The organism is Pseudomonas sp. PS01303, from assembly GCF_029959385.1.
Taxonomy (GTDB): domain Bacteria; phylum Pseudomonadota; class Gammaproteobacteria; order Pseudomonadales; family Pseudomonadaceae; genus Aquipseudomonas; species Aquipseudomonas rustica.
Genome location: NZ_JASCPK010000051.1, coordinates 1 through 23,893, shown reverse-complemented (window position 1 = coordinate 23,893; position 23,893 = coordinate 1). Strand labels below are relative to the sequence as shown.

22 protein-coding genes are annotated in these 23,893 nt (G+C 59.4%); 14 read left to right on the top strand and 8 right to left on the bottom strand.

The window, feature by feature from the left end; genetic code table 11:
* Positions 1–6: 6 nt before the first annotated feature.
* The gene (locus tag QMX93_RS15755; protein WP_282356925.1) at positions 7–1,137 is read right to left on the bottom strand and encodes an efflux RND transporter periplasmic adaptor subunit; all 1,131 of its coding nucleotides are present in this window, start codon (positions 1,135–1,137) and stop codon (positions 7–9) included.
* Between the two features lie 251 nt (positions 1,138–1,388).
* On the opposite strand from QMX93_RS15755, the gene QMX93_RS15750 reads away from it, so the two are divergent.
* On the top strand, positions 1,389–2,138 hold the full coding sequence (locus tag QMX93_RS15750; RefSeq protein WP_282356924.1) for an IclR family transcriptional regulator: 750 nt from the start codon (positions 1,389–1,391) through the stop codon (positions 2,136–2,138).
* A gap of 12 nt (positions 2,139–2,150) precedes the next feature.
* Positions 2,151–2,816, top strand: a complete 666-nt coding sequence (locus QMX93_RS15745) for a TetR family transcriptional regulator (RefSeq protein WP_282356923.1) — start codon at positions 2,151–2,153, stop codon at positions 2,814–2,816.
* Here the strand turns inward: QMX93_RS15745 and QMX93_RS15740 are convergent.
* On the bottom strand, positions 2,765–3,472 hold the full coding sequence (locus tag QMX93_RS15740; RefSeq protein ID WP_282356922.1) for a GntR family transcriptional regulator: 708 nt from the start codon (positions 3,470–3,472) through the stop codon (positions 2,765–2,767). The genes QMX93_RS15745 and QMX93_RS15740 overlap by 52 nt on opposite strands.
* A gap of 176 nt (positions 3,473–3,648) precedes the next feature.
* Here QMX93_RS15740 and QMX93_RS15735 point away from each other — a divergent pair, with 176 nt between their 5' ends.
* From QMX93_RS15735 to QMX93_RS15705, 7 genes are all read left to right on the top strand, one after another.
* The gene (locus QMX93_RS15735) at positions 3,649–4,482 is read left to right on the top strand and encodes a fumarylacetoacetate hydrolase family protein (RefSeq protein WP_282356921.1); all 834 of its coding nucleotides are present in this window, start codon (positions 3,649–3,651) and stop codon (positions 4,480–4,482) included.
* An 80-nt stretch (positions 4,483–4,562) separates the two neighbouring features.
* Complete coding sequence (locus QMX93_RS15730) at positions 4,563–5,483, top strand: VOC family protein (protein WP_282356920.1); 921 nt, start codon at positions 4,563–4,565, stop codon at positions 5,481–5,483.
* A gap of 104 nt (positions 5,484–5,587) precedes the next feature.
* Positions 5,588–7,207 (top strand): bifunctional 3-(3-hydroxy-phenyl)propionate/3-hydroxycinnamic acid hydroxylase, encoded by a 1,620-nt coding sequence (locus QMX93_RS15725; RefSeq protein ID WP_282356919.1) that lies wholly within the window; start codon positions 5,588–5,590, stop codon positions 7,205–7,207.
* A 68-nt stretch (positions 7,208–7,275) separates the two neighbouring features.
* Positions 7,276–8,637, top strand: coding sequence for an outer membrane beta-barrel protein (locus QMX93_RS15720; RefSeq protein ID WP_282356918.1), 1,362 nt, complete (start codon positions 7,276–7,278; stop codon positions 8,635–8,637).
* 60 nt (positions 8,638–8,697) lie between these two features.
* A complete protein-coding gene (locus QMX93_RS15715; RefSeq protein ID WP_282356916.1) occupies positions 8,698–9,954 on the top strand; it encodes an MFS transporter in 1,257 nt (418 codons plus the stop codon).
* Between the two features lie 201 nt (positions 9,955–10,155).
* Positions 10,156–11,823, top strand: coding sequence for a methyl-accepting chemotaxis protein (locus QMX93_RS15710; RefSeq protein WP_282356914.1), 1,668 nt, complete (start codon positions 10,156–10,158; stop codon positions 11,821–11,823).
* The gene (locus tag QMX93_RS15705; protein WP_282356913.1) at positions 11,820–12,593 is read left to right on the top strand and encodes an ATP-binding cassette domain-containing protein; all 774 of its coding nucleotides are present in this window, start codon (positions 11,820–11,822) and stop codon (positions 12,591–12,593) included. The genes QMX93_RS15710 and QMX93_RS15705 overlap by 4 nt, the downstream gene beginning before the upstream one ends.
* 4 nt (positions 12,594–12,597) lie before the next feature.
* Here QMX93_RS15705 and QMX93_RS15700 read toward each other — a convergent pair whose 3' ends face one another.
* Positions 12,598–13,269 carry a TetR/AcrR family transcriptional regulator gene (locus QMX93_RS15700; protein ID WP_282356912.1) on the bottom strand — a complete coding sequence of 224 codons (672 nt, stop codon included), beginning with the start codon at positions 13,267–13,269 and terminating at the stop codon, positions 12,598–12,600.
* A 167-nt stretch (positions 13,270–13,436) separates the two neighbouring features.
* Here QMX93_RS15700 and QMX93_RS15695 point away from each other — a divergent pair, with 167 nt between their 5' ends.
* A complete protein-coding gene (locus QMX93_RS15695; protein WP_282356910.1) occupies positions 13,437–14,654 on the top strand; it encodes an acyl-CoA dehydrogenase family protein in 1,218 nt (405 codons plus the stop codon).
* A 57-nt stretch (positions 14,655–14,711) separates the two neighbouring features.
* A complete protein-coding gene (locus tag QMX93_RS15690; protein ID WP_282356908.1) occupies positions 14,712–15,194 on the top strand; it encodes a flavin reductase family protein in 483 nt (160 codons plus the stop codon).
* 11 nt (positions 15,195–15,205) lie between these two features.
* On the opposite strand, the gene QMX93_RS15685 is transcribed toward QMX93_RS15690, so the two are convergent.
* Positions 15,206–16,108: a LysR substrate-binding domain-containing protein gene (locus tag QMX93_RS15685; RefSeq protein WP_282356907.1), complete on the bottom strand. Its 903-nt coding sequence runs from the start codon at positions 16,106–16,108 to the stop codon at positions 15,206–15,208.
* A gap of 111 nt (positions 16,109–16,219) precedes the next feature.
* Here QMX93_RS15685 and QMX93_RS15680 point away from each other — a divergent pair, with 111 nt between their 5' ends.
* Positions 16,220–16,795: a nuclear transport factor 2 family protein gene (locus tag QMX93_RS15680; protein WP_282356906.1), complete on the top strand. Its 576-nt coding sequence runs from the start codon at positions 16,220–16,222 to the stop codon at positions 16,793–16,795.
* 106 nt (positions 16,796–16,901) lie between these two features.
* Positions 16,902–17,273: an MFS transporter gene (locus QMX93_RS15675; RefSeq protein ID WP_282356905.1), complete on the top strand. Its 372-nt coding sequence runs from the start codon at positions 16,902–16,904 to the stop codon at positions 17,271–17,273.
* A 71-nt stretch (positions 17,274–17,344) separates the two neighbouring features.
* On the opposite strand, the gene QMX93_RS15670 is transcribed toward QMX93_RS15675, so the two are convergent.
* From QMX93_RS15670 to QMX93_RS15655, 4 genes are all read right to left on the bottom strand, one after another.
* The gene (locus QMX93_RS15670; protein WP_282356903.1) at positions 17,345–19,747 is read right to left on the bottom strand and encodes a TonB-dependent receptor; all 2,403 of its coding nucleotides are present in this window, start codon (positions 19,745–19,747) and stop codon (positions 17,345–17,347) included.
* Between the two features lie 67 nt (positions 19,748–19,814).
* Positions 19,815–20,762 carry a FecR domain-containing protein gene (locus QMX93_RS15665; protein WP_282356902.1) on the bottom strand — a complete coding sequence of 316 codons (948 nt, stop codon included), beginning with the start codon at positions 20,760–20,762 and terminating at the stop codon, positions 19,815–19,817.
* A complete protein-coding gene (locus QMX93_RS15660; protein ID WP_282356900.1) occupies positions 20,762–21,271 on the bottom strand; it encodes a sigma-70 family RNA polymerase sigma factor in 510 nt (169 codons plus the stop codon). The genes QMX93_RS15665 and QMX93_RS15660 overlap by 1 nt, the downstream gene beginning before the upstream one ends.
* 96 nt (positions 21,272–21,367) lie before the next feature.
* The gene (locus QMX93_RS15655; protein WP_282356898.1) at positions 21,368–22,264 is read right to left on the bottom strand and encodes a helix-turn-helix domain-containing protein; all 897 of its coding nucleotides are present in this window, start codon (positions 22,262–22,264) and stop codon (positions 21,368–21,370) included.
* 162 nt (positions 22,265–22,426) lie between these two features.
* Here QMX93_RS15655 and QMX93_RS15650 point away from each other — a divergent pair, with 162 nt between their 5' ends.
* Entirely contained in the window at positions 22,427–23,785 is a 1,359-nt protein-coding gene (locus tag QMX93_RS15650) for a glutamine synthetase family protein (protein ID WP_053120225.1), read from the top strand.
* The last annotated feature ends 108 nt before the right edge of the window (positions 23,786–23,893 follow it).

The window sequence follows — 23,893 nt, the reverse complement described above, 5'->3', positions numbered from 1 at the left end:
CTAGCGCTACTCGGTGGCGCTGACCACAGCGGAGTTGGCGTCGGTATTTTTTGCCGCGACCGGGTTGATCGGCATGCCGGGCCGGGCCCGTTGCACACCCTCGGTGATCACCCGATCACCTGCTTCAAGGCCGGATTCGACCAGCCACTGGTTACCCAAGGTGCGCAGCGTTTTCACTTCACGCAGTTCGGCCTTGTTGTCGGCGTTGACCACCAGTGCAGTGGCCTGTCCTTTCAGGTCGCGGGTGATGCCCTGCTGCGGCACCAGAATCGCCTGCTGGCGCAGGCCCTCGGTCAGGCGCGCATGGACGAACATGCCCGGCAGCAAAATACCGTCGGGATTCGGGAACGCCGCGCGCATAGTCACCGCCCCGGTTCCGGGGTCGACGGTAACTTCGGAAAATTTCAAAGCACCCGGCAACGCGTAGGCAGTGCCGTCTTCGAGCTTGAGCTGGATCTGCACTTGATGCGGCCCGGCCATGGTCATGCGACCCGAGGCCATGTCGCGGCGCAGCTTGAGCATTTCGGTGGAGGCTTGGGTGACGTCGACGTAGATCGGATCGAGCTGATTGATCGACGCCAGCGCATCGGTCTGGCCCGTGGTGACCAAGGCACCTTCGGTGACATTCGAGCGACTGATGCGCCCGCTGATCGGCGCGAGGACGCGGGTGTACTGAAGATTGATTCGAGCCATTTTCAGGTCAGCCTGGGCCTGCTTGAAGCTGGCGTCGGCATCATCGAATTGCTGACGGCTGATCGCTTTGCTGTCCACCAAGCGCTTGTAGCGTTCGGCCAGATTGCGTGTGGTATCGAGGTTGGCTTGGGCCTTTTCGACGGCGGCCTGATAACTGGCAGGGTCGATTTGATACAGCTGCTGACCTTGCTTGACCTGTCCGCCTTCACTGAACAGGCGCTTCTGGATGATGCCGCTGACCTGCGGCCGAACCTCGGCGACACGGTAGGCGCTGGTGCGCCCCGGCAAGTCACTGCTGAGCAGCACGTCTTCACTGTGGAGGGTCACGACCCCGACGTCGGGCACTTTTGCCGCCACGGTTTCCCGAGGTTCCTGGCAGCCCGAGATGATCAACGCAGCCAGCGGCACCGCGCAAGCGAGGCACCGGGTGGGTCTGAAGTTCATTTGATGCTCCTTTGAAAACTCACCGGGCGCTGCGCAGCGAGCGGCTGGCGTCCGGATCGAGAGGATGGCTCACATAACGAGTGACCCGCAATGCGATGCGGTGTATCGTAATGCGATCCGCAATGCGGTGCAAGTACCCACATTGCGGTACAGCACCCTCTACCCTGTAAACTGACGCCTTGTTCCAGCCACCCCCTGACACGTCGGTACCGAGGAAGCGCATGAGTGAGTCGAAAGGAAAAAAAAATGAAATGGACGAAAGTCGCGGCGGCGGGATTCAAGTCATCGCCCGCGCCTGCTCGGTCATGCGTGTGCTCGGCAGCCACCCGCGTGGGCTGAGTCTGGGAGCGATTGCCCAAGAAGTCGGACTGGCGCGGTCAACCGTGCAGCGCATCGTCAGTGCCCTGGAATCGGAATCTATGGTCGAGCCGATCCGTCCCGGCAGCGGGTTTCGCCTTGGCCCGGCCCTAGCCCAACTGATCCATCAAACTCACACCGACATCATCTCGATCGCACGCAAATCGCTGGAAGAGTTGTCGGAACAATTGAACGAAAGCGTCACCCTCTCTTGCATCAGCGGGCAGCAGACCAACGTCATTGACCGGGTCATCGCTGAGCGCGAATTGCGCGTCGTGTTTCCCATGGGCCGTTCGATGCCGATGCACGCCACCGCCGATGGCAAGGCGCTGCTGTCGACCCTGAGCGATGAGCAGATTCTTGAGGTGCTAGGCGATGCACCGGAAAAGCTGACGGACTCGACTCACGGTGTTCAGTCTCTGCTCAAAGAGATGGTGCAGATCCGTGAGAGTGGTTTTGCGGTCGATAACCAGGAACACACCGTTGGCATCAGCGCCTGCAGCATCCTGATCCCGACCTTTATGGGCCCGCACGCCGTTGCCGTCGTTGCGCCGACTTCACGTTTCGAGCTGCGCGCCGAAGAATTCCGCCAGGCATTGGAGGCGTGTAAGGCCTCGATTTCCAAGCTGGCGGGTGAATACTGATGAGAAACGACGATGGTCAGAAAACGTAAAGAAGACGTCGAGATCACTCTCGGCTTGATGCTCGACGCTGCTGAAGAAGTGTTCAGCCGCCGTGGCTACGCTCAAGCGACCTTCCAGGAAATCGCCGAACAGGCCGGACTGACAAGAGGTGCCATTTATTGGCATTTCAAAGATAAGGAAGCGCTGCTCGATGCAGTCCTACACCGTGCGCCGCTGCCTTGGGATCAATTGCCCGCGCATTTCAACAGTTTGCGGCGTACACCGACGGTCAAGCAGTTATCGAGGACGTTGGGCGATGGCTTGCAGCAAATCGTCGCGGATCCGCACTTGCACCGGGTCACCCTGATCCTGCTGCATCGCACGGAACTGGTTGCTGAGAATTATCTGGTGTACTGCCGATTGACGCGCGCCCTCAACTGCATCAAGCGCTACATAGTCGCCGCTCTGAACATGCGTTTCAAAGACGCTGACGGCTCGCCCTGCCGGGACATCCCAACCATAGCGACGTCAATCAAGACATTGCTGACAGGTTCCATGTACGAGTGGCTGCTCAATCAGGGCGAAGTTGACCTAAAGCGCATCCCGGCGATGATCGAAGCCCTGTGCTCACCATTGCTGAGCAACCATCAAACCTCGCTCAGGAGCGCATGCTTCAGTACCGAGTCAGTGGTGGTTTGATAGTGCCCAGAGAGCAATTCACACGCCTTGTCGACGTCCTTGGCCAGCGCCGCGTCCATCAACTGTCGGTGTTCATGGGGTACATCGCGATGACTGCTTTCGGCGTAATGCATCGACAGAAAGCGATATCTTGCAGTCTGATCACGCAGCGACGAGCACAAACGCAACAAGGTTGGCGAATTGCAGCTGGAGATCAGCGCCTGGTGATACAGCTCATGGGCATTTTCCCACTCGGGCTTGAGCAAACGTTCGCGACCTTCGACGATGGTCAGGCGATCAAGCCTGTGATGCGCGGCAAGCACCCTACTCTCCCACTCCACGTCACCCGAACGAATGGAATCGGCCAGGGCCTTGCATTCGATGTGCAGGCGAGCTGCGGTGATGTCGGCGATTTCTGCGGCGGAAATTCGCCCGACACTGAAGCCTTTCTGATCCGCTGCCGAGACGAAACCACTGCTGGCCAGGCGCGACAAGGCTTCTCGTAAAGGAATCACCCCAACGTCGTAGGCATCGGCCAATTCCTTGAGCCGAAGGCGACTGCCCGGAGCCAAGTGACCATTGATGATGTCCTGGCGAATCCTGGCTTCGAGCTGCGAGGCCATGGTGCGCTTTTCAGCGGGTTCTGAAGACTGCCAGTTGATCAGAGGGGAATTCACGGTTGACTCCTTTTACGCCTTGTCCTGGCGAATCATACACAGACCGCTAAATTTCTCACATTCATAAAAATATATATTTTCTGTTGACGATATATTTTATTGGTTTTAGCTTAGTGACTACGCGGTCGGCTGCCTTTCACTCCCGACCCTTTTCAAATCCAACAAGAGAAACCGTCATGCGCTACGTTCGCTTCCTCAATCAAGGTCAACCTGTCCTGGGTCTCGTCACTGCCGAAGGTGTACGCGTACTGGGTGCCGAGTCTCTTGAATCCCTGCTGGCCCGTGGCGTCGACCTGACCACCCACGGTGCCGAAGCCAATGGCGCCCTGGTTGAGATCGCTGAAGACGCCTACCTGCCGCTGATGGCGCGTCCGACCAAGATCATCTGCGTGGGCTTGAACTACGCCGACCACACCAAAGAGTCGCCTTACGCTCAACCGAGCTACCCAACTCTGTTCCCGCGCTGGAACTCAAGCCTGACCGCCCACAACAAACCACTGATTCGCCCTCGCGTTTCCGACAGCCTCGACTACGAAGGCGAAATGGCGGTGGTGCTCAAAAGCGGCGGTCGTCACATCCGCAAGGAAGATGCCCTCGAGCACGTTGCCGGTTATGCGCTGTTCAACGAAGGCTCGGTGCGTGACTACCAGTTCATCTCGCCACAGTGGACCGTCGGCAAAAACTTCGATGACACCGGCGCCTTCGGTCCGGTACTGGTCACCGCTGATGAACTACCGGCCGGTGGTAAAGGCTTGCTGCTGGAAACCCGGGTCAATGGCAAGGTCGTACAATCGGCCAACACTAACGACATGCTGTTCGACGTAGCCACCATCATTTCCACCCTCAGCGAAGCGGTGACCCTCGAAGCCGGCGACGTGATTGTCAGCGGCACCCCGGCCGGCGTGGGTTTCGGCATGAACCCCAAGGTGTACCTGAAGGCCGGCGACGTAGTCGAAGTATCCATCGAGGGCATCGGTAAACTGGTCAACCCCGTGGTCGACGAAGCCTGACAATACCGCTTGAGGCTCCGCGCAGGGCCGCCCTCAAGCCCTGCGCGCTACAATTACAATAATTAAAAATGGAGGCAATCATGAGCGTGTCCCATGGTGTGCATTCAATTGATCACTACGCGCTGAACGTCCCGTCCCTGGACGAAGCCTGCCAATTTTTTGAAAGTTTCGGCCTTGATGTAGAACGTGGCGCGACCCAGCTCCTCCTGCGGGCGGCCGACGGGCATGTGTGGGCCAAAATCCTGCCAGCTGCTTCCAAGTCCCTGGCGTACCTGAGTTTCAATTGCTACGAACAAGACTTCTCGGCCCTGCGCCAGCAGATCGAAACCGCTGGCGGTCGCTTTGAAGATCGTCCGGATGATGGCATCTGGTTCCGCGATCCGGACGGCAATCTGCTCCAGGTCAAGGTCGGCGAAAAAACCATGCCCGACCAGAAGACTGCATACAGCACCCGCGGTACACCAGCCAACCGTCGCGGTGCAACCACGCGCGATGGCCTGCCCCAGGTCCGTCCTCGCCGCTTGTCTCACGTGTTGCTATTCACACCCGATGTACTCGGCGCCCTGCACTTCTACGAGCAAGCGCTGGGCCTGAAGCTCTCGGACAAGTCGCTGGACATCATCGCCTTCAGCCACGCCGCTCATGGCTGCGACCATCACCTGGTGGCCTTCGCCAAGAGCAGCGCCAAGGGCTGGCACCACGCGGCGTGGGAAGTCGACAGCATTGACGAGGTCGGCTCCGGTGCCGCGCAAATGGCAGCGGCCGGATACCCCAAAGGCTGGGGGACAGGTCGCCATTGCCTGGGCTCGAACTACTTCCACTATGTGCAGGACCCGTGGGGCTCCTTCTGCGAATACTCAGCAGACATGGACTACATTTCCGAAGGCAGCCAATGGCCCGCAGGCGACTTCCCACCGGAAAACTCCCTGTACCTGTGGGGCCCGGACGTTCCGGATAACTTCATTTTCAACACTGAAGCGCACGCTCCGGCACCCACCTGAGCCCTCTCTAAAGAATCTGACTTCCTGCATCGCGCGATTCCACTAAAACGCGCGACGGGCCCGGCCACGTCCGGAAATCATTGCGAAGTACACGAGGCACAGTCATGAATCAGCACACCACAGTCGATGTCGCCATTGCAGGTTACGGCCCTGTGGGCCAGACCCTGGCCATTCTGTTGGGTCAGATGGGTTATTCCGTCGCCGTCTTCGAGCGATGGCCGGCGCTTTATCCGCTGCCGCGCGCGGTTTTCCATGATCACGAAATCCGCCGGGTTTTCCTCTCGATGGGGCTGGGAGAAGAGCTGGCAAAAATCTCCCAACCTTCGGCGCGTTATCAGTGGTTCAACGCCGACTGGAAAGTGCTGGTCGAGATCGACTGGTCGGCAGAATCGATCAGCGACGGGCCGTTCGGTTATCTGTTCAATCAGCCGTTGCTGGAAGCGGCGCTGGATCGCAAAGCCAAAAGCATCGACAACGTGCAGATCCATCAGGGCTGGGAAGCCACCGCGCTCAAGCAAGACGCCGATGGCTGCGACATGCTGCTCAACAGGGTGATCCGTCAGGACGGTAAGTTCTCTTTGGGCGAAGAACAGCAAAGTGTTCGCGCTCGCTATGTGATCGGTGCTGACGGCGCCAACAGCTTTGTGCGTCAGTCCTTGAACATTGAGTGGCAGGACCTGGGTTTCCAAGAAGACTGGCTGGTGGTCGACCTGCAACCCAAGCCTGGTGTGGAACTCGACGTCCCGGACATCGGCCAATGGTGCAACCCGGAGCGCCCGACGACCATGGTGCCCGGCGGCCCCGGCTTCCGTCGCTGGGAATTTATGCGCCTGCCCCACGAAACCCTCGAAGAGCTGCAAGACACCGACAAAGTCTGGTCGCTGCTGTCGCGTTGGGTCACCCCGCAAACGGCGGATCTGGTGCGCCACGCGGTCTATCAATTCCGCTCGCGCATCGCTGCCAATTGGCACAGCGGCCGGGTGATGATCGCCGGTGATGCCGCCCATGTGATGCCGCCGTTCATGGGTCAGGGCATGTGCTCGGGGATTCGTGATGCCTGGAACCTGTCTTGGCGCCTGGATCTGCTGTTGCGCGGTCTGGCCGATAACAGCCTGCTGGACAGCTACACCCTTGAACGCAAACCGCAGATTCGCGCAGTGATCGAAGCGTCCATGGCCATGGGCAAAGTGGTCTGCGTGTCCGATCCGGTCAAAGCCGCCGAACGTGATGCCGCGTACTTGAGCGGTAACGTTGAGCCGCTGCCACCATTCCCCGGTTTGACTGACGGTTTGTTGCAGGAGGGAAGCCCGGTGCGCGGCATTCTTGGGGTACACGGTTCGATTGAAATCGACGGTCAGATCAGCCGTTATGACGATGTGATTCAGCGCGGTTTCCACCTGTTGGTGCGTGGTGACGAAGACCCGTTGTCGTTGCTCGACGCGCAGCAGCTGGGGTTCATTCGTGACTACGGCCTGCAAGTCGTGCGCCTCGCGTCACAATCCGACAGCGCCAAAGGCATCTATCGCGATGTCTCCGGCAAGTACTTGCAGTTCATGGCAGAAGCCGGACTCAAGGCCGTCGTTGTGCGTCCGGATTACTACTGCTACGGCGGGGTGGCCGAAATCTCGGCGCTGCCGAAACTGCTCAATTCCCTGCGCCAGCAATTGCAGCTGAACGCCGTCCAGCAAGCCGTCGTCAATAGCGCCAGGGCCTGCCAAGTCTGACACAGAGTTTTCGCGGGCATGGACGCCCCCCCTTTTAACGTTCTGACAACAAAAACAAGAGACAGACAATGCACAACATCAAGGTGAAAACGCTTGGTGCGGTTCTGGCCGCCTTCGCGACGCTCAATACCCACGCCGCCGAGCCTGCAGACACGGGCGAAGGCACGCTGTTTCGCAGCCTGTTTGGTGACACGCTGGAAAAGGATTATGGGATAACGGTCTCCGGTTTGTTTGACGTTGGCTATTCGCGCAACAACCGCTCGACCCACGACGAGCGTCAGGATGGCTTGAGCAACCTGCCGTTGGTGGGCTTCGCCGATGAAGGCCTGGAATGGGGCGGCCTGCACCTGTTTGTCGACAAGGCACTCAAGGGCGACATGATCCCGCGCATCACTCCCCTGCCCGGCCCGGCACCGACCGAAGCCTCCTTCGGTTTCACCTTCGAGATGAACTACGGCCGCAATGCGCAATTCGCCCGGACTCAAGGCTGGGACATGCATTGGGACGTCAACTCGCCGGGCGATGACGACCTGGCGAAGGCTCAGCGTGACAAACAGAAATTCCTCGCCATCCCCAACATCGCCGCCACGGCTTACTTGCCTTACGGCCCCGGCATCACTGCGATGGCAGGGGTTTTCGGACCGGCGCTCGGTTATGAAATCCCGCCGAACATCCGTGCCGCGCGCAACCCGTTCGCCAGCAAGACCTACGCCTTCGTCAGCGAGCCCGGCACCGTGGGTGGCGTTCAGCTCGGCACCCGCCTGTATAACGGCGAGTCGGGGATTCTCGGTGTAGAACTGGGCGTGGTGCAGGGCTGGAACAACCTGCGCGACAACAACGACAGCAAGTCGCTGATGGGTGCGGTGCGCTGGCGCACCGCCGACATGCAGACCTGGATCGATTATGAATTCATCCTCGGCGATGAACAGAACGACAGCTTCAGCGATGTGCAGGCGCCGACCTCGCGTCTGGTGTCGGCAGACGGCCAATTCAAACAGCAGCACTCGCTTAACGGCTGGCATCGCTTCGACTCGAACTGGTCGATGGGCGCCGAGGTGGTCTACGGCCATCAGGACGGCGATGGCAACGCCAGCACCGTCGACATCATCAACGGCCCCGGTTTCGACGGCGCGCATTGGTGGGGCGCGAACGCGGTGCTGACTTACCAGCAGCGGCCGGACCTTTCTTACTCGGTGCGCGCCGAGCATTTTGCCGACCCTGACGGTTTCATCCTGCTGCCCGCCTCCACCGCTCGCGGCAACTTCAATGCCATCACCGCCGGCCTGCGTTACGACCTGAACAAGTACATCTCGCTGCGTCCCGAAGTGCGTTACGACGTGTTCGATGGCAATGCCGACGATCACCCGTTCGGCGCCGGGCGTGACCGCACGCAACTGACCGGGCTGGTCGAAGCGCTGGTTTATTTCTAAGCCCGTGGCAGTCGCGTCACTGAGGCGGCTGCCCTCCTCAACCCCATCCGAGTAACAACCATGAACAACAATAAGCATGCGTGGGATGTTCGCTACGAGTTCAAAGCGGTGGCCTTGCTGGCACTGGGTTTCGGCCTAGTGGGCCTGGACCGGTTCATCATCCTGCCGCTGTTCCCGGTAATGATGAAAGACCTCGGCCTGAACTATCAGGACCTCGGAAATGTGACCGCCATCCTGGGCCTGGCCTGGGGCATTTCTTCGATTTTCATGGGCCGACTATCCGACCGAATCGGCCGGCGCAAGGTGCTGATTCCTGCGGTGCTGGTGTTTTCGTTGCTTGCGGGGCTTTCCGGTCTGGCCACCGGTATCGGCGGCTTGATGCTGATTCGGGCGATCATGGGCATCTCCGAAGGCGCCTTCACCCCAACGGCGCTGGCGGCCACGGCGGAATCTTCGCACCCGGCCCGACGCGGCATGAACATCGGCATTCAACAGGCGTTCTTCCCGATCCTGGGCCTGGGGCTTGCACCGATTATGGCCACGCAGTTGCTGTTGGTGGTGCCGTCCTGGCGCTGGGTGTTCGTGATCGTCTCGCTGCCGGGTTTCCTATTGGCTGTGGCGATGTACCGCTACCTGCGGGAAACCCACACCGCCACGCCGCAAAAAGCCAAAAGCCGCACCGCCGCTGATCAACCGGGCTGGCTGGATGCCCTGCGTTTTCGCAATGTGTGGCTGAATATCGTCGGCATGTTCTGCATGCTCACCTGCCTGTTCGTCATCAGCGTGATGATGCCCAACTACCTGATGGACTATCTGCACCTGCAAGTGCAGCAGATGGGCTTTGTGATGTCGGCCATCGGCCTCGGTGGTTTTCTCGGGCAGTTGATCATGCCGGCAGTTTCCGATCGCATCGGACGCAAACCGGTGGTGCTCATCTCGTTCGTGGCCACCGGGGTGTTCCTGTGGCTGCTGATGGGCACGGGTGCCGAGCCGGTGAAACTGTTCGCGCTGCTGTTCCTGACTATTTTTTTCAACTTCAGCATGATCTGCATGACCGTCGGGCCGCTGACCAGCGAGTCGGTTCCAGCGGCGCTGACCTCCACCGCCACCGGCCTGGTAGTCGGCATCGGCGAGATTTTCGGTGGCGGCGTCGCGCCGGCCATCGCCGGTTATATCGCCCAGCACCATGGCATCGAAAACACCATGTATCTGGCACTCGGCGCTGTGCTGGTCGGGCTGCTGGTCGCCACCTGCCTGCGCGAAACTGCCCCGGCCAAGGTTTCTGCTCCGGCCGCCGAGGGCATCGATAGCGTTTGACTCATTCACTCCTTTCGGGGAGCGACAGGATGTCGGAAAGGGCGTTTGTGCATGCAGTAAACGCCCCGTCATGCACAGGGGGTGCATGCCAGTGCCGAGTGCCACGAACACTCGGCACTGAACTCTCCCATAGCGTTTCATTAAAACAACGGCGCCAGCCACAAGCTGGCGCCAAATCATTTCTTCTTTGAGGAAAATCCGTTGTTTTTCAGAAAAATGAAATTGGCACCCCGCTCAATCTTCGGCTTTGGACTGTTCGGCGTGGTTGTCCTGCTGCTGGGATTGTTCTCGCTGGCCATGGTCAAGCAGATGAGCGTGCAGGCCGACGCGATCAGAGAGGTCTGGGTGCCGGGGATCATTCGTATGGCAGCGCTGAACAACGCAGAGGATCGAGCCGGGATCATGACCTTCCGCATGGTCGTCCTGCAGAACCCGGCCGCCATGGCAGCCAACCAGCATTCGCTGATGGAAGTTCTCGACACCGTGCGCCAGCAGCAAGAGGCGTTCACTGCGCAACTTCGGCAGCCCTCGGAACGGCAGATTTTTCAACGTTATCTCGACGCTTCAACGGCGTTCCGACATGAACAGCTTGAAGTGATCCGCCTGGCAGGCGAAGGCCAGCGCCAGGCAGCCACTGACATTCTCAACGGCCCTATCGACAAGTTCGCCCTGGAACTGGGCGCACGCTCCAGTCAATTGCAGGATTTCTATCTGCAGCAATATCAACTGGTGGCCGAGCTTGAACAACAAACCCGCCAGCGCGTGGTGACAGGCGTGGTTGCGGCCATTGCCCTCGCCGCTCTGTTGACAGTACTGCTGGCGACCTTCTACACCCGAAGCATCAACCAGCCACTGCTCGATGCGCTCAAGGTTGCGCAGAACATCGCACGCGGCGACCTGACATCCGCCATCAACGATACGGGCAAGGACGAACCGGCCTTATTGCTCCAGGCGTTGAAGACCATGCAGGTTCATCTTCACGACACGGTCCTGCGCATCACCGACTCATCCACCCGGCTGGCGCTGTCTTCAAAACAATTTCATGGCGTGATCGCGACAACGACCAGCGGGCTTCAGCAACAGAACCAGGAAATCGAACAAGCCGCCACGGCAGTCAATGAAATGACCGCCGCTGTTGATGAAGTGGCAAGGCACGCATCGGCTACCGCCCTGGCTTCACGGACCACGGACAGCGCGGCGCAAACCGGCAAATCCCGGGTCATGCAGACCCTCGAATCGCTCTCGCTGTTGACCGAGGGCATTTCGATTACCGCAGATCGGGTCCAGGAACTGGCGAGCAGTGTGACCGGGATCAACCGGGTGCTGGACGTGATACGCTCGATCGCCGAACAGACCAACCTGCTGGCTCTCAACGCCGCCATTGAAGCTGCCCGGGCTGGTGAAGCGGGTCGCGGGTTTGCGGTGGTCGCTGAGGAAGTCAGGGCATTGGCGTTCAGGACGCAACAATCGACCGGGGAAATCGAGCAGATGGTCAGCTCGGTACGCAGCGTGGCGACACACGCGCTGTCGTCCATGCAGCTGAGCACCGAGCGTGTCCATTCGACCCTGGGCATTGCCCGGGAAGCAGACTCGGCCCTGCAAGAGGTCACCGTTGCCGTGGAGACAATCAGCCAGATGAACGTGTTCATCGCCAGCGCTTCAGAACAACAGGCACTGGCGTCCCGGCAATCGACCGCTGCCTGGTCAATATTCGCGATCTGTCGTTACAAAGCTCGAACAGCGCTGTACAGATACACTCGACCAGCGAAGAGTTGTCACACCTGGCCGCAGGGCTGCGTGGACACATCGACAGATTTCGCATTTAGCCCGGCTATTTCTGCCTCTTTTTCCTGCAAGGTTTTCACATGATCGAACTGCATCAAGTCACGGCGTGTCAGCAACAGACCCGAGTGCTGGACCAGTTGTCCCTGAACATCGGCCCGCAGGAGCGCGTGGCGATTCTCGGCCCCAACGGTGCGGGGAAAAGCACCTTGCTGAAATTGATCAACCGGGAACTCTACCCCGTCGCTCAGGACGGCAGCTATCTAAAGCTGTTCGGCAGCGAGACCCTGAACCTGTGGCAACTGCGCAACAGGATCGGTTTCGTGTCTCAGGACCTGCAGGAAGATTACACGCCCTACACCAGCGCGCTGGACGTGGTGGTGTCCGGTTTTTTCGGAGCCATTGGCACTCATGAACACTTGCAGCCTACCGAACTGCAGCGCGAGCAGGCGCGCGCGATGATGGCCAGGCTGGGGATTTCACACGATGAATCCTGCATGTTCCAGCGCCTGTCAACCGGACAGAAAAGGCGTCTGTTGCTCGCCCGAGCGCTGGTGCATCAACCCCAGGCGCTGATTTTCGACGAACCGGCCAACGGCCTCGACATGGGCGCGAGCCTGGCCATGCTGACGCTGCTGCGCGGTTTTTGCAGTGAGGGTCGCGCGCTGCTGATTACCACCCACCACGTCGACGAGATCATTCCGGAAATCGAGCGCGTGGTGTTGATCAGGCAGGGGCAGATTGTGGCTGACGGTCCCAAGTCCGAACTCTTGACCAGTGCATTTCTGTCAGACCTTTATCAGACCCCGTTGCACATCAGCGAGAAAAACGGCTGGTATCGCTGCTGGAACGATTGAGGGTTCAGTCGACCTGAGCTTGCGTTTGCAGGTAGGACCGGGAAAACGTCACGGCCTCATGCGCCGACATGTTCTCCACGCCAAAACCGCGCAGCACCATCAGAATGACCGCGTCGATGTAAGCCTGCGGGTCGTCGACCCGGCGCTGGTTCATGCTTCGCACCCCTTCCAGGGTCGCGCCAATCAACGCGTCGACCCCGGCCTGCAACGACGGCAAGTCAAGCAGGCCTGCATCGCGCCCCGCCTGCAGGTCGGCCAGCACGTACTTGAGCAGGATCGATTGGTCCTGCACCAAATCCGCCCGCAGGAAAAACGCCGCCCAACGCCGGTCGGTGTGGGCGCGCAGCAAAAACAGGCGCATCGCCGTGCTGATGCGCTCCAGCGGATGGGTCAGCACGTCATACACCGGCAGGATGTGCAACGTCATGCCGTCGGTGGCTTCCTGGCCGATGGCGGCCACGGCCTCCTCCAGCGAAGCAAAGTGTTTGTAGAAAGCGCCTCGGGAAATGTTCGCCACCCGTGCCACGTCTTCGATGGTAACTGACACCTTCGACGGATCATCCAGCAAATCCATGGTCGCCGACAGTATCCGCGCGCGCATCGCATCGCGCTTGCGCTGGGCGGTGACGCTGCGGTGATCCAGCGGTGCGTCCAACTCGCTTGTCTGTGTTGCCATAATTTCCATTGCGTTATGCCTTTTCGCCTCGAATCGCACGGGCGAATAGATGAATTTATATCTTTACTAAAAAAATATATTTCTATTAATATCGAATTCGTCACCGTGACAGATTCGTCACTATTGTGTCAGAAGCTCATCCAATAATCTCAATAACAGGAAAAGCCATGAATTCCCTCCTCGCCAACGTAACTGTCAACGCCCAAGTGGATAGCAACGATTTGATCGCTCGCGCCAGCGGTCTTGTCGCAACCCTGCGCTCGCGTACCCGTGAAGTCGATGAATTGGCGCGTCTGCCCGAGAATACCGTGAACGATCTTGACGCCATCGGCGCCTTCGACCTGATGATTCCACGCCAGCATGGCGGTCTGCAAACCAGCGTCAGAACCTACATGGAAGTAGTCAGTGAAATCGGTCGTGGCGATGGGTCGGCGGGCTGGGCCTGCGCCCTGATCAATATCTGCAACTGGATGCTCGCCACCTTGTATTCCAAAACCGTCAGTGACCCGATCTTCGCCAGCGGCGGCAAGGTGCGCAGTAGTGGCGTGCTGTCGCCGCGCAAGGCCCAGGTCAAGCGCGTGGCCGGCGGTATCCTCATCGAGGAAGGCCTGTGGGGTTTCAACAGCGGCGTGTATCACGCGCAGTGGGACCTGCTCGGGATTCCCATCGTCAATGAAGCCGGTGAAACCGTGGATCAGGGCTTGGCGCTCATTCCAATTGAAGACATCACGTTGCTGCACGACTGGGACACAATGGCGCTGCGCGGCAGCGGCAGCACCTCGGTGTCGGTGAAAAATCTGTTCGTGCCCGACGAGCGCATTGCATCGGTGTCCAAAGCCATAGCCGGCGAATATGCCTCCACCCATTTGCAAGGTGAAGCGCTGTATCGCGGCGCGTTCATCCCATTTCTGGCCATTATCCTTGTGTTTCCGGCCTTGGGCATTGCCAAGGCCGCCCTGGAAACTTTCCTCGCCAAACTGCCTGGTCGCGGCATCCAGTACACCTGGTACAGCCAACAGGACGAGGCCGCCGTCACTCACCTGCAGGTGGGTGAAGCCTCGGCCAAGCTCGACGCTGCGCGTCTGGTGGTGGAGCGTTGTGTAGATGAAATCGACGCCTGCGCCGCTGCCGGCACCACGATGAACCCGCACACCCGAGCACGCATCCGCCGTGACACCGGTTATGCCAGTCAGTTGATCTGGGAAGGTGTCGACCTGTTGGCTACAGCCAGCGGCGGTTCCCTGGCTGGCAGTGCCAACCCATTCAATCGCCTGTGGCGCGACGCCAGGGTAGCCAACCTGCATGGCGTGGTGTGCACCTCCACCAACCTGGAGCTGTTCGGAAGAATCCTGTGTGGCAAAGAGGCGAACACACCGCTGGTGTGATTGCACGACTCGCGCGGTCAGGCGTACTGACCGCTTGCAAACCAATGGGGAATGACCATGAACGATGCACACAATGACGCCGCCAAGTTCCGCCGCGTGATGGGCCGCTTTGCCACCGGGGTCACCGTAGTGACCTACGAACGAGAAAATGAAGCCGCAGGCATGACGGCCAATGCCTTCCTGTCGGTGTCGCTGGAGCCGCAACTGATCTTGGTGTCGATCAAGAACGAGTCACGCTTCTGCAAACACATCAAGCATGGCGACTGTTACGGCGTGAATTTCCTCACCGAACAACAGGAGCACATCAGTGGCCACTTTGCCGGCCGCGCCGTGGAGGGACTGGACGTGGCCATGAACAAGGTTCAGGGCGTGCCAATCATCGAAGGCAGCCTGGCGCACATTGTTGCCCGGGTGGTGCAGATCCATGCCGCCGGCGATCACCAGTTGTACATCGCTGAAGTGATCGAACTTGTCGAGGCGGAACAGGCGCGACCGCTGTTGTTCTTCTCTGGCCAATACGGAAAGCTGAATGCGGCTTGACGCACCCCACACTATCGAAGCGTCGCAGCCGCCAAACCAGCCTGATGCGCAACCCGCAAAAACGCGAGCACGGCACCGCCGATTTCGTTTACGCGATTGATCAACAGCAAGTCGGTGTGCGGTTCCACGTCGTCGAACGGGCGGTAGGTCAGGCCCGGGATCGTGACCTGCATCAACGGCGCCGGCACCATCGCGACGCCCATGCCCGCGGCCACCAGCGCCAGCACGCTCAAGGTGCTGGTGGTCCGTTGCACCTTGGGCTCGCGACCCAGCGCCCGGCGCAACCCGGCCAGCATGTATTCGTCGGCGCCGTGGGCGGCATAGATGATCAACGACTCGGCGGCGAGCATCGGCACGCGCAAGCTTTTCTGGATGGCCAGCGGATGATCCTCCGGCAAGGCGACGACCAGCGGCCAGGTGCCGATTCGCTCGAATAACAGGTCATTGTCGTGCACCTGACCGCCATGACTCGGCGCATAGCCCACGTCCAACTGACCGTTCTGAATGGCTTCAACCTGTTGTTGTGGCGCCAGCTCGCGCAGGATGACTTCCGCATCCGGGTACGCCGCGCGAAAAGCTCGTACGTCAGCCATTAGTCGCCCGCTGAATACCGCATTGCCAGCGAAGCCGATCCGCACCGTGCCCATCTCCCCGCGCAACGAGCGCTGCACCACACGCTGGGCATGCGCCGCCTGATCGAGGGTGCGCTGCGCCTCGGCACGCAACAGGATCCCGGCTTCGGTGAGCTCGACGCGACGACTGGTGCGCAGGAATAACTGACCACCGAGCTCTTCTTCCAAGGCGCGGATCTGCATGCTCAGCGCCGACTGCACGATGTGCAGACGCTGGGCTGCCCGGCCAAAATGACCTTCCTCGGCCACCGCCAGAAAATACCGCAAATGACGCAAATCCATCGGCCCGACACCCCATCAGATTTAATGATCGATCCTTCATATCAATCTATTTGAAGTTATCTGTCCAGCGGCAGATGCTGAATCCCACTACACACCCTGCCGAGGAAAATCATGCAGAACTACCTGGAAGACCGGATTCAAATTACCGACCTGATCACGGGCTGGATGCACCGAGATCTGGGCCAGTGGGAGCAACTGGCGGACCTCGCGCACCCGGACGCCGTTATCGAGATCACCTGGTTCGAAGGGCCATTCGCCGAGTTCGTCGAAGGCTCCAAGCGCATGGGCAAATCCGACCTGCGCACCAAACACCTGATCGGCACACCGGTGGTCACCTTCAATGACAACAAGGCCGTGGTGGAAACCAACGCGGTGATCGTTGCCGATAACGTCCGACTGAACCTGGGTTGCAGCGTGCACAACCGTTTCTATGACCTGGTGGAAAAACGCGAAGGCCTGTGGAAGCTGGTCAGGCGCCAGAGCATCTACGACATGGGCAGCTTCACCTTCCCCCAGGGCCTGGTCGAAATCGATCGCGACACCGTAGCGCTCTACCCACGGGAATATGCGCCGCTTGCTTATCTGCTGGACAAGAGCGGCTTCCCGCTCGACCGCGTGTTTGCCACCCGTAGCAGCGAGCTGGAGCAAGTCATGCGCGCCGAGGCCAGCGCCTGGCTCGCGGCCTGATCATCTTCCTTCGGCGCCTGCACGACAGAGGTTTTCAACACCCGGTCACCGCTTTGATCCTGCGTTCAACACTTACCGAAAATAACTACAACAGAGGTATTCGCTCGTGAACAATCAACTCGACATCAGCGTGATTGTCGAAAGGAGTCGCTTGGGCGCCTTTCAGCTGCTCGTGCTCATCCAATGCTTCCTGTGCATGGTCGTCGATGGCTTCGACATCCAGGCCATGGCCTACGCCGCCCCCAGCCTCATTGCCGATTGGGGCATCGCCAAAGCCAACCTTGGCCCAGTATTCAGCATCAGCATGCTCGGCATGTTGATCGGCTCGCTTGCACTGGGCTCGGTGGCGGACCGCGTCGGTCGACGGCCAGTGCTGGTCACCGGCCGGCTCGGTGGTGCTGCTCAAGCACAGCCTGCTGACGGTGTTGAGAAACTCAAAAGGCAACTTCGCCTGCCAGAACCCGCTGGCCCCGGTTGAAGAGCACAGCGGACTTTGAATCTATTCTGATCAGAACATACATGCGCCCGGTTATACCGGGCGTTTTCATATCAGAAATCCACAGTGGCCGAGAGCAAATAAGTCCGTGGCGTCGACAGCGTCAACCCCGGTTCACTGTCATCTGACGCCCCTGCCGAACTCCAATAACGCTTATCCAGCACGTTTTCGATATTGCCGCGCAAGGTGATGGTCTTTTCATCCAGCTTGAACGTGTATCGCGTGCCGACATCGAAGCGCTCCCAGGAGTCGATCTCCTTCTGGTTTGACTGATCCAGATACTGCGAGCTCGAATAGATCCCGCGCCCAGTCAGCGTCAGCCCCTCCACGTTCGGCACATCCCACTCTGCCCCCAGATTGACGTTGTACTTCGGCGTCGCCGGCGCACGATTGCCGTCAAACGTGCCGTTGGTGGTTTCAGTCAACTCGCTGTCGATGTACATCACACCGCCGAGCAAGCGAAAGCCTTTCAGCGGTTCGCCAAAGACACTGAGTTCAACGCCATTGTTCTCGCGTTTACCATTGGGCCCGAACACGCGCGTGGTGGCGTTGGTCTCATAAGCCGGTTGCTTGATGCGGAAAACCGCAGCGGTCAGAGCGTAGGCGCCGGCATCGTACTTGGCGCCGACTTCGACCTGACGGCTAATGAACGGCGGGAAAATCTCATCCTCGTTCACTGATGTAGACGGCGCGATCTTGCCTTGGCTCAGGCCTTCCATGTAGTTGGCGTACAGCGACAGCTTGTCGGTCGCCTTGAACAGAATCCCGCCGGATGGCGACACTTTTTCCTCGTCATAAGCCGTGTCGCCTTTGACGTCATCGCTCCAGTCATCGACTTTGACCCGCTGCCAGCGCGCACCCAGGGTCAGCAGTAAACGATCATCGAAGAAACCCAAGGTGTCCGAGAGCGCCACGCCGCTGAAACGGTTTTCGGTATAAACCTTGGCGTCGTAGCGCGTCGGGGTGCCGGGTTTCGCCGTTTCCACCGGGTCATACAGATTGCTGCGCCCTGCCGCATAACGCGCGCCGCCGTTCTCGAAATCCATGTAGAAATAGCTGGCCGCGAGGTTAACCTCGTGGCTCACCGGCCCGGTGTGAAACCAGTTACGCACGCCCGCCGTGGCCGTACGCACGTTTTCGTCGCGGGTGAAGTCGCGCGGCAGAACGCTGAAATCACCGGCATCGTTGGTCACGGAAACCGCATGACGCAGGAAGTCGTGATTGCTTTTGCGCGCACCGACGCCGCCGTACAGCATCACCGAATCATTGACGTCGTACTCGGCGTTGACCATACCGAAGGTGTCCTCGGTTTTCGCCTGACTCCACGGTTGCGCGTAGTTGCGATGCACGTCGTTGGCGCTCGGCACCTTCGCATTGGCGGCCACTTGCACGCGCTCCTGCGGCGCATCGGTATCGCGTTCGGTGTGGCCGACATCGGTGGAAAGCCGCAAGCGCTCACCGCGAAAGTCCAGCCCCAGCACGGCCATGTCACGGTCAACACTCTGGTGATCCCATTCAGTGTCGCCGGACTGTTTGACGCCGTTGAAGCGCAGACCGAATTTATTGTCCTCACCGAAACGCCGGCCGACATCGACCGCGCCGCCAAGCTGATTGTTCGAGGCGTAATTGGCGGTCAGCGAAGTGACCGGTTGGTCGGTGGCATGCTTGGGCACGATGTTGATCCCGCCGCCGACACTGCCCCGTGGTGAAATCCCGTTGATCAATTGGCTCGGGCCTTTGAGGATGTCCACGCGATCGGCCATTTCCATGTCGATGGTGTACGTCGGCAACACACCGTAGAGCCCGTTGTACGAAACGTCGCTGTTGAACAAGCTGAAACCACGGATGGTGAATTGCTCATAGCGGCCACCGGCAGGGTTGGTCGCGCGCACCGAGGGGTCGCTGGAAATCAGATCGCCCAAGGTGCGCGCTTGCTGATTCTTCACCGCCTCGCTGGTATAGGTGGTCATGCTGAACGGCGTTTCCATAAAGTCTTTCGACCCCAGCAAGCCCTGCGAGCCACGCCGAGCAACCTGGCCGCCAGCAAACACATCGGCATCGCTCGATCCGGTGGCGCCGAAAATCGAGGTCGGCGCCAGTTGCAGGCTGCTGCCATCGGCCGCCGGAATCAGCGTATAAGCGTGATCGCCCACCGGTTGCAGTTGTAGGCCGGAGCCCAGCAACAAGCGGGTGAAGCCCTCCTCCACGCCATATTCGCCGGACAAACCGTTGCTGTTGCGGCCACTGACCAGCGCCGGATCCACCGACAGATTGACCCCGGCCAACCCGGCAAAGCGAGTCAGCGCGGCACTCAAACTGCCGGCCGGCACCGAATAACTGCGGCGGGCCGCATCATCGGCCCAACTGGATTGAATCAACACAGGGCTGGCACTCAGGCTCAGCAGGAGGCTCAACTGCAACAACGGACGCAAACGACTTGGGAATACTGCGGGCATTGGAAGAAGCTCTCGATTTTGTTCACTTACCTGCAATGACCGGTGAGGCGAATAAAAGGGACAGGCTTCAGACGATATTTTTTCGCGGCATCAACGTGACCCAGAAACGCGTGCGCGAATGCACCTCCAGCGGCAGGCTCGCTGCTAACAGTGCGAGGACTTTATCGGTGTTGTCGAGGCGGAAACTGCCGGTGATGCGCAGATTTTCCAGTGCCGGATCCCAGCGCAGCAAACCCGGACGATAGCGGCTCAACTCACGCAGGAAGTCGCCTAATGGCTGGTTTTGCGCCATCAACACACCGTCGCGCCAACCGGGCATTTTTGTGTCGTAAGGCGTGACCAAACCGGCGCCTGAGGCTTGCAGGTTAATCTGTTGCCCTGCATTCAGTTGCAGCAAAGGCCCGTGCAACGGCTGCAATTGCACCGATCCGCTGAGCACCGATACGTTGCAATCACGCTCGTTAAGACGCACGCAGACTTCGCTGCGGCTGACGATGATCCGGCCGTAAGGCGCATTGATCGTCAGCGCCGCGCCGCCACGGACGTTGAGCGCCATTTCACCACGTACCAAGATCAGTTCACGGCTGGTGAGATCGACATTCACCGCACTCGCCGTGTTCAGCTGCAAGGTGCTGCCATCGGCCAGCAGCGTCTGTTTGTGTTCGCCGGTGCTGGTGTGCAAATCGGCGCGCCAGACGTCCAACGGTAATTGGCGACTGATCAGCCACGCCGTCGGCACAAGTGAGGCCAGAGCCAGCGCCCGTTTCAGCGCCGCACGCCGCGCCAGATCCGGGCGATCGAGGGTGGCCATGGCCAACTCTGTGGGCAGACTGGAAAATCGCTGACGCAATAGCTGAATCTTCTGCCAGGCGTTTTCGTGGCGGCTGTCGCTCTCACGCCAGGTCTTAAGCCGTGAGTGATCGGCTTCGCTGGCCTCACCGGACTCCAGCAACGCCAGCCATTGCGCGGCAGCCCGCGCCACTTCCCGCGCTTCATTACCGGGCGCTATTCTCATCATAGATCTAGCATCAAACAATGCTCGTAAGCCGTTGCCATATAACGTTTTATGGTTCGCTCAGAGACTTGCAAGCGCTCGGCAATCTCGCGATAACCCAGGCCTTCGAGCTGAGTCCACAGAAACGCCTTACGCACCGCTCGCGGCAAGCCATCGAGTAATTCGTCTAATGCTTGCAAGGTTTCCAGCAGCAGCCAACGCTGCTCGGGCGACGGCACGCACGCTTCGGGCAATTGCGCGAGGGCTTCGAGATAGGCTTTTTCGAGACGGCGGCGAGTGTAGAAATTGCTCAGCAGACGTTTGCCGACCGTAAGCAAATAGGCCCGCGGCTCACGCATTTCGACGATGGGTTGCGCGCTGCACAGCACGCGCATGAAGGTGTCCTGACTGAGATCCGCCGCATCCCAGGCATTGCCCATGCGCCGCCGCAACCAGGTTTCGAGAAAGCCACGATGGTTGCGGTACAGCTCGTGCAGGTGCTGCTGCGATGGCGTCGCTGCTTCAGTCATCTCGAGAGGCCCTGCGCGAAGTAAGAATTCAAATGAGACTGATTCTAATTAACTTCACTCAGGAGACAAAGGTCTTTTTCGCCGCTACAGCATTCGTTAACGCTTCAGCGTCTCGCTCGGCAACTCGTTAAACAACGCGCGATAACTGCTGGAAAACCGCCCCAAATGCCAGAACGACCACTGCATCGCCACCTCGGCCACCGTGGTTTCCGTGGGTCTGCGCTTGAGCAATTCGCGGTGGGCACTGTTCAACCGGCGCAAACGCAGCCAGTGGCTGGGCGTCATTCCGGTGTACGCCTTGAACGCTTGCTGCAACTGACGCAACGACACACCCGCAACGTTGGAAAGCTCAAGCAGATTGACGGTGTCTTCCGGTGAATCTGCGGCCCACTCCCCTACCCGTTTCATGATGCTTCGCTCTTCGGCGCGGCGCTGCAATCCGCCGCCGTCGAGACACACGCGTGCGTTGTCGAGGAGGAACATACAGTCCTCAAGTAGTTGTTTTGTCAGTGCGTCTTTTTCATCTATATCAAGCGGTTGCGTCAACTTCGTGAGAGTTGAGCTTAACCAGCGACTGAACAGGGCGTTCTGTCCGCAGTTGAGCTGCGTCATGAACAAACCTTCGAGTTTCGCCACATCCAGACCGTGCTGACGGACGAACTGCGGGCCGAACACCACGGCAATTTCCTGATAGTTCTCCGGGGTGATCCAGATGTTGCGGCTGTCTTCGTTGAGCAAGTACAGCGCGTTATCACTGCGATCAAAACAAAACGCCAAGGCACCCGACGGTGCGCTGAAATTCTGTTCGACCCGAGTGTTCATCTGCTCTTCGTAAACCTCGACACCTTGCAGATCCAGATAGCGGATCTGCCCGGCGAAATGGCCCGGCGACATCTGTTGGTAATGCTGTACCCAGCCCGGCGTGGCGCGGACTTGCTCGGCCACGTCGGCGGTGTTGAACGCTTGTACCTGGAGCGGATTGCACGTTGTCATGGGGTGACCTTGCGCACTCTTTTGGTGCGCTTTGGTGCTGCTTAAAGTGGATAGATGGAACTGCAAGGCTCGCCCAAGATAGTCGTCAACGCGCCACAGGGGAAGGGGCGGAAGATGAAACCCGCCCTCCCCGGCGTCTATAAAACCAATAACGAGGTCTTTATGAATGCCCCTTTCGATCAGCTGTTCACGTGGCTGAAAGATCACAAGATTACCGAAGTTGAATGTGTGGTCAGTGACCTGACCGGCATTGCCCGCGGCAAGATCGCACCGACCAACAAGTTCCTGCATGAGCGAGGCATGCGCCTGCCGGAAAGTGTGCTGCTGCAAACGGTAACCGGGGATTTTGTCGACGACGACATCTACTACGACCTGCTCGATCCTGCCGATATCGACATGGTCTGCAAGCCAGTGGCTGACGCGGTCTACGTGATTCCATGGGCGATCGAACCGACCGCCATCGTCATCCACGACACCTTCGACAAGTTCGGCAACCCGATCGAACTGTCGCCGCGCAACGTCCTGAAGAAAGTCTTGCAGCTGTACACCGACAAAGGCTGGAAGCCGATCGTTGCGCCGGAAATGGAGTTCTACCTGACTCAACGCTGCGAAGACCCGGACTTGCCGCTGAAGGCACCGCTGGGCCGCTCGGGCCGTGCGGAAAGCGGTCGTCAGTCGTTCTCCATCGATGCCGCCAACGAATTCGATCCGCTGTTCGAAGACGTCTACGACTGGTGCGAACTGCAAGGTCTGGATCTCGACACGCTGATCCATGAGGACGGCCCGGCGCAGATGGAAATCAACTTCCGTCACGGCGACGCACTGGATCTGGCTGACCAGATCACCGTGTTCAAACGCACCATGCGTGAGGCTGCGCTCAAGCACAACGTCGCCGCGACGTTCATGGCCAAGCCGATTGGTGATGAGCCCGGTAGCGCCATGCACATTCACCAGAGCGTGGTTGAAATCGCCACCGGCAAACCGATCTTCGCCAATGAAGACGGGCAGATGAGCGAGCTGTTCCTCAATTACATCGGCGGTTTGCAGAAGTACATCCCGAAAGTGCTGCCGATGTTCGCGCCCAACGTCAACTCGTTCCGCCGTTTCCTGCCGGACACCTCGGCACCGGTCAACGTCGAATGGGGCGAAGAAAACCGCACCGTCGGCCTGCGCGTGCCGACCTCCAGCCCTGAAGCGATGCGTGTGGAAAACCGTTTGCCGGGCGCCGATGCCAACCCGTATCTGGCGATCGCCGCGAGTTTGCTCTGCGGTTATATCGGCATGGTCGACAAGGTGCAGCCGAGCGCTGCCGTGGAAGGTCGGGCTTACGAACGCCGCAACCTGCGCCTGCCGATCACCATCGAAGAAGCGCTGACGCAAATGGAAGAATGCGAAACCGTTGCGCAATACCTCGGCGACAAATTCGTGCGTGGCTACGTCGCGGTGAAACGCGCCGAGCATGAAAACTTCAAGCGCGTGATCAGCTCGTGGGAGCGCGAGTTCCTGCTGCTGAGCGTTTAACCCCTTCATTGTCTGTACCACCGCTATCGCGAGCAGGCTCACTCCTACAGGGGAATGCATTCCAAAATGTAGGAGTGAGCCAGCTCGCGATGGCGGCAGCTCAAACAC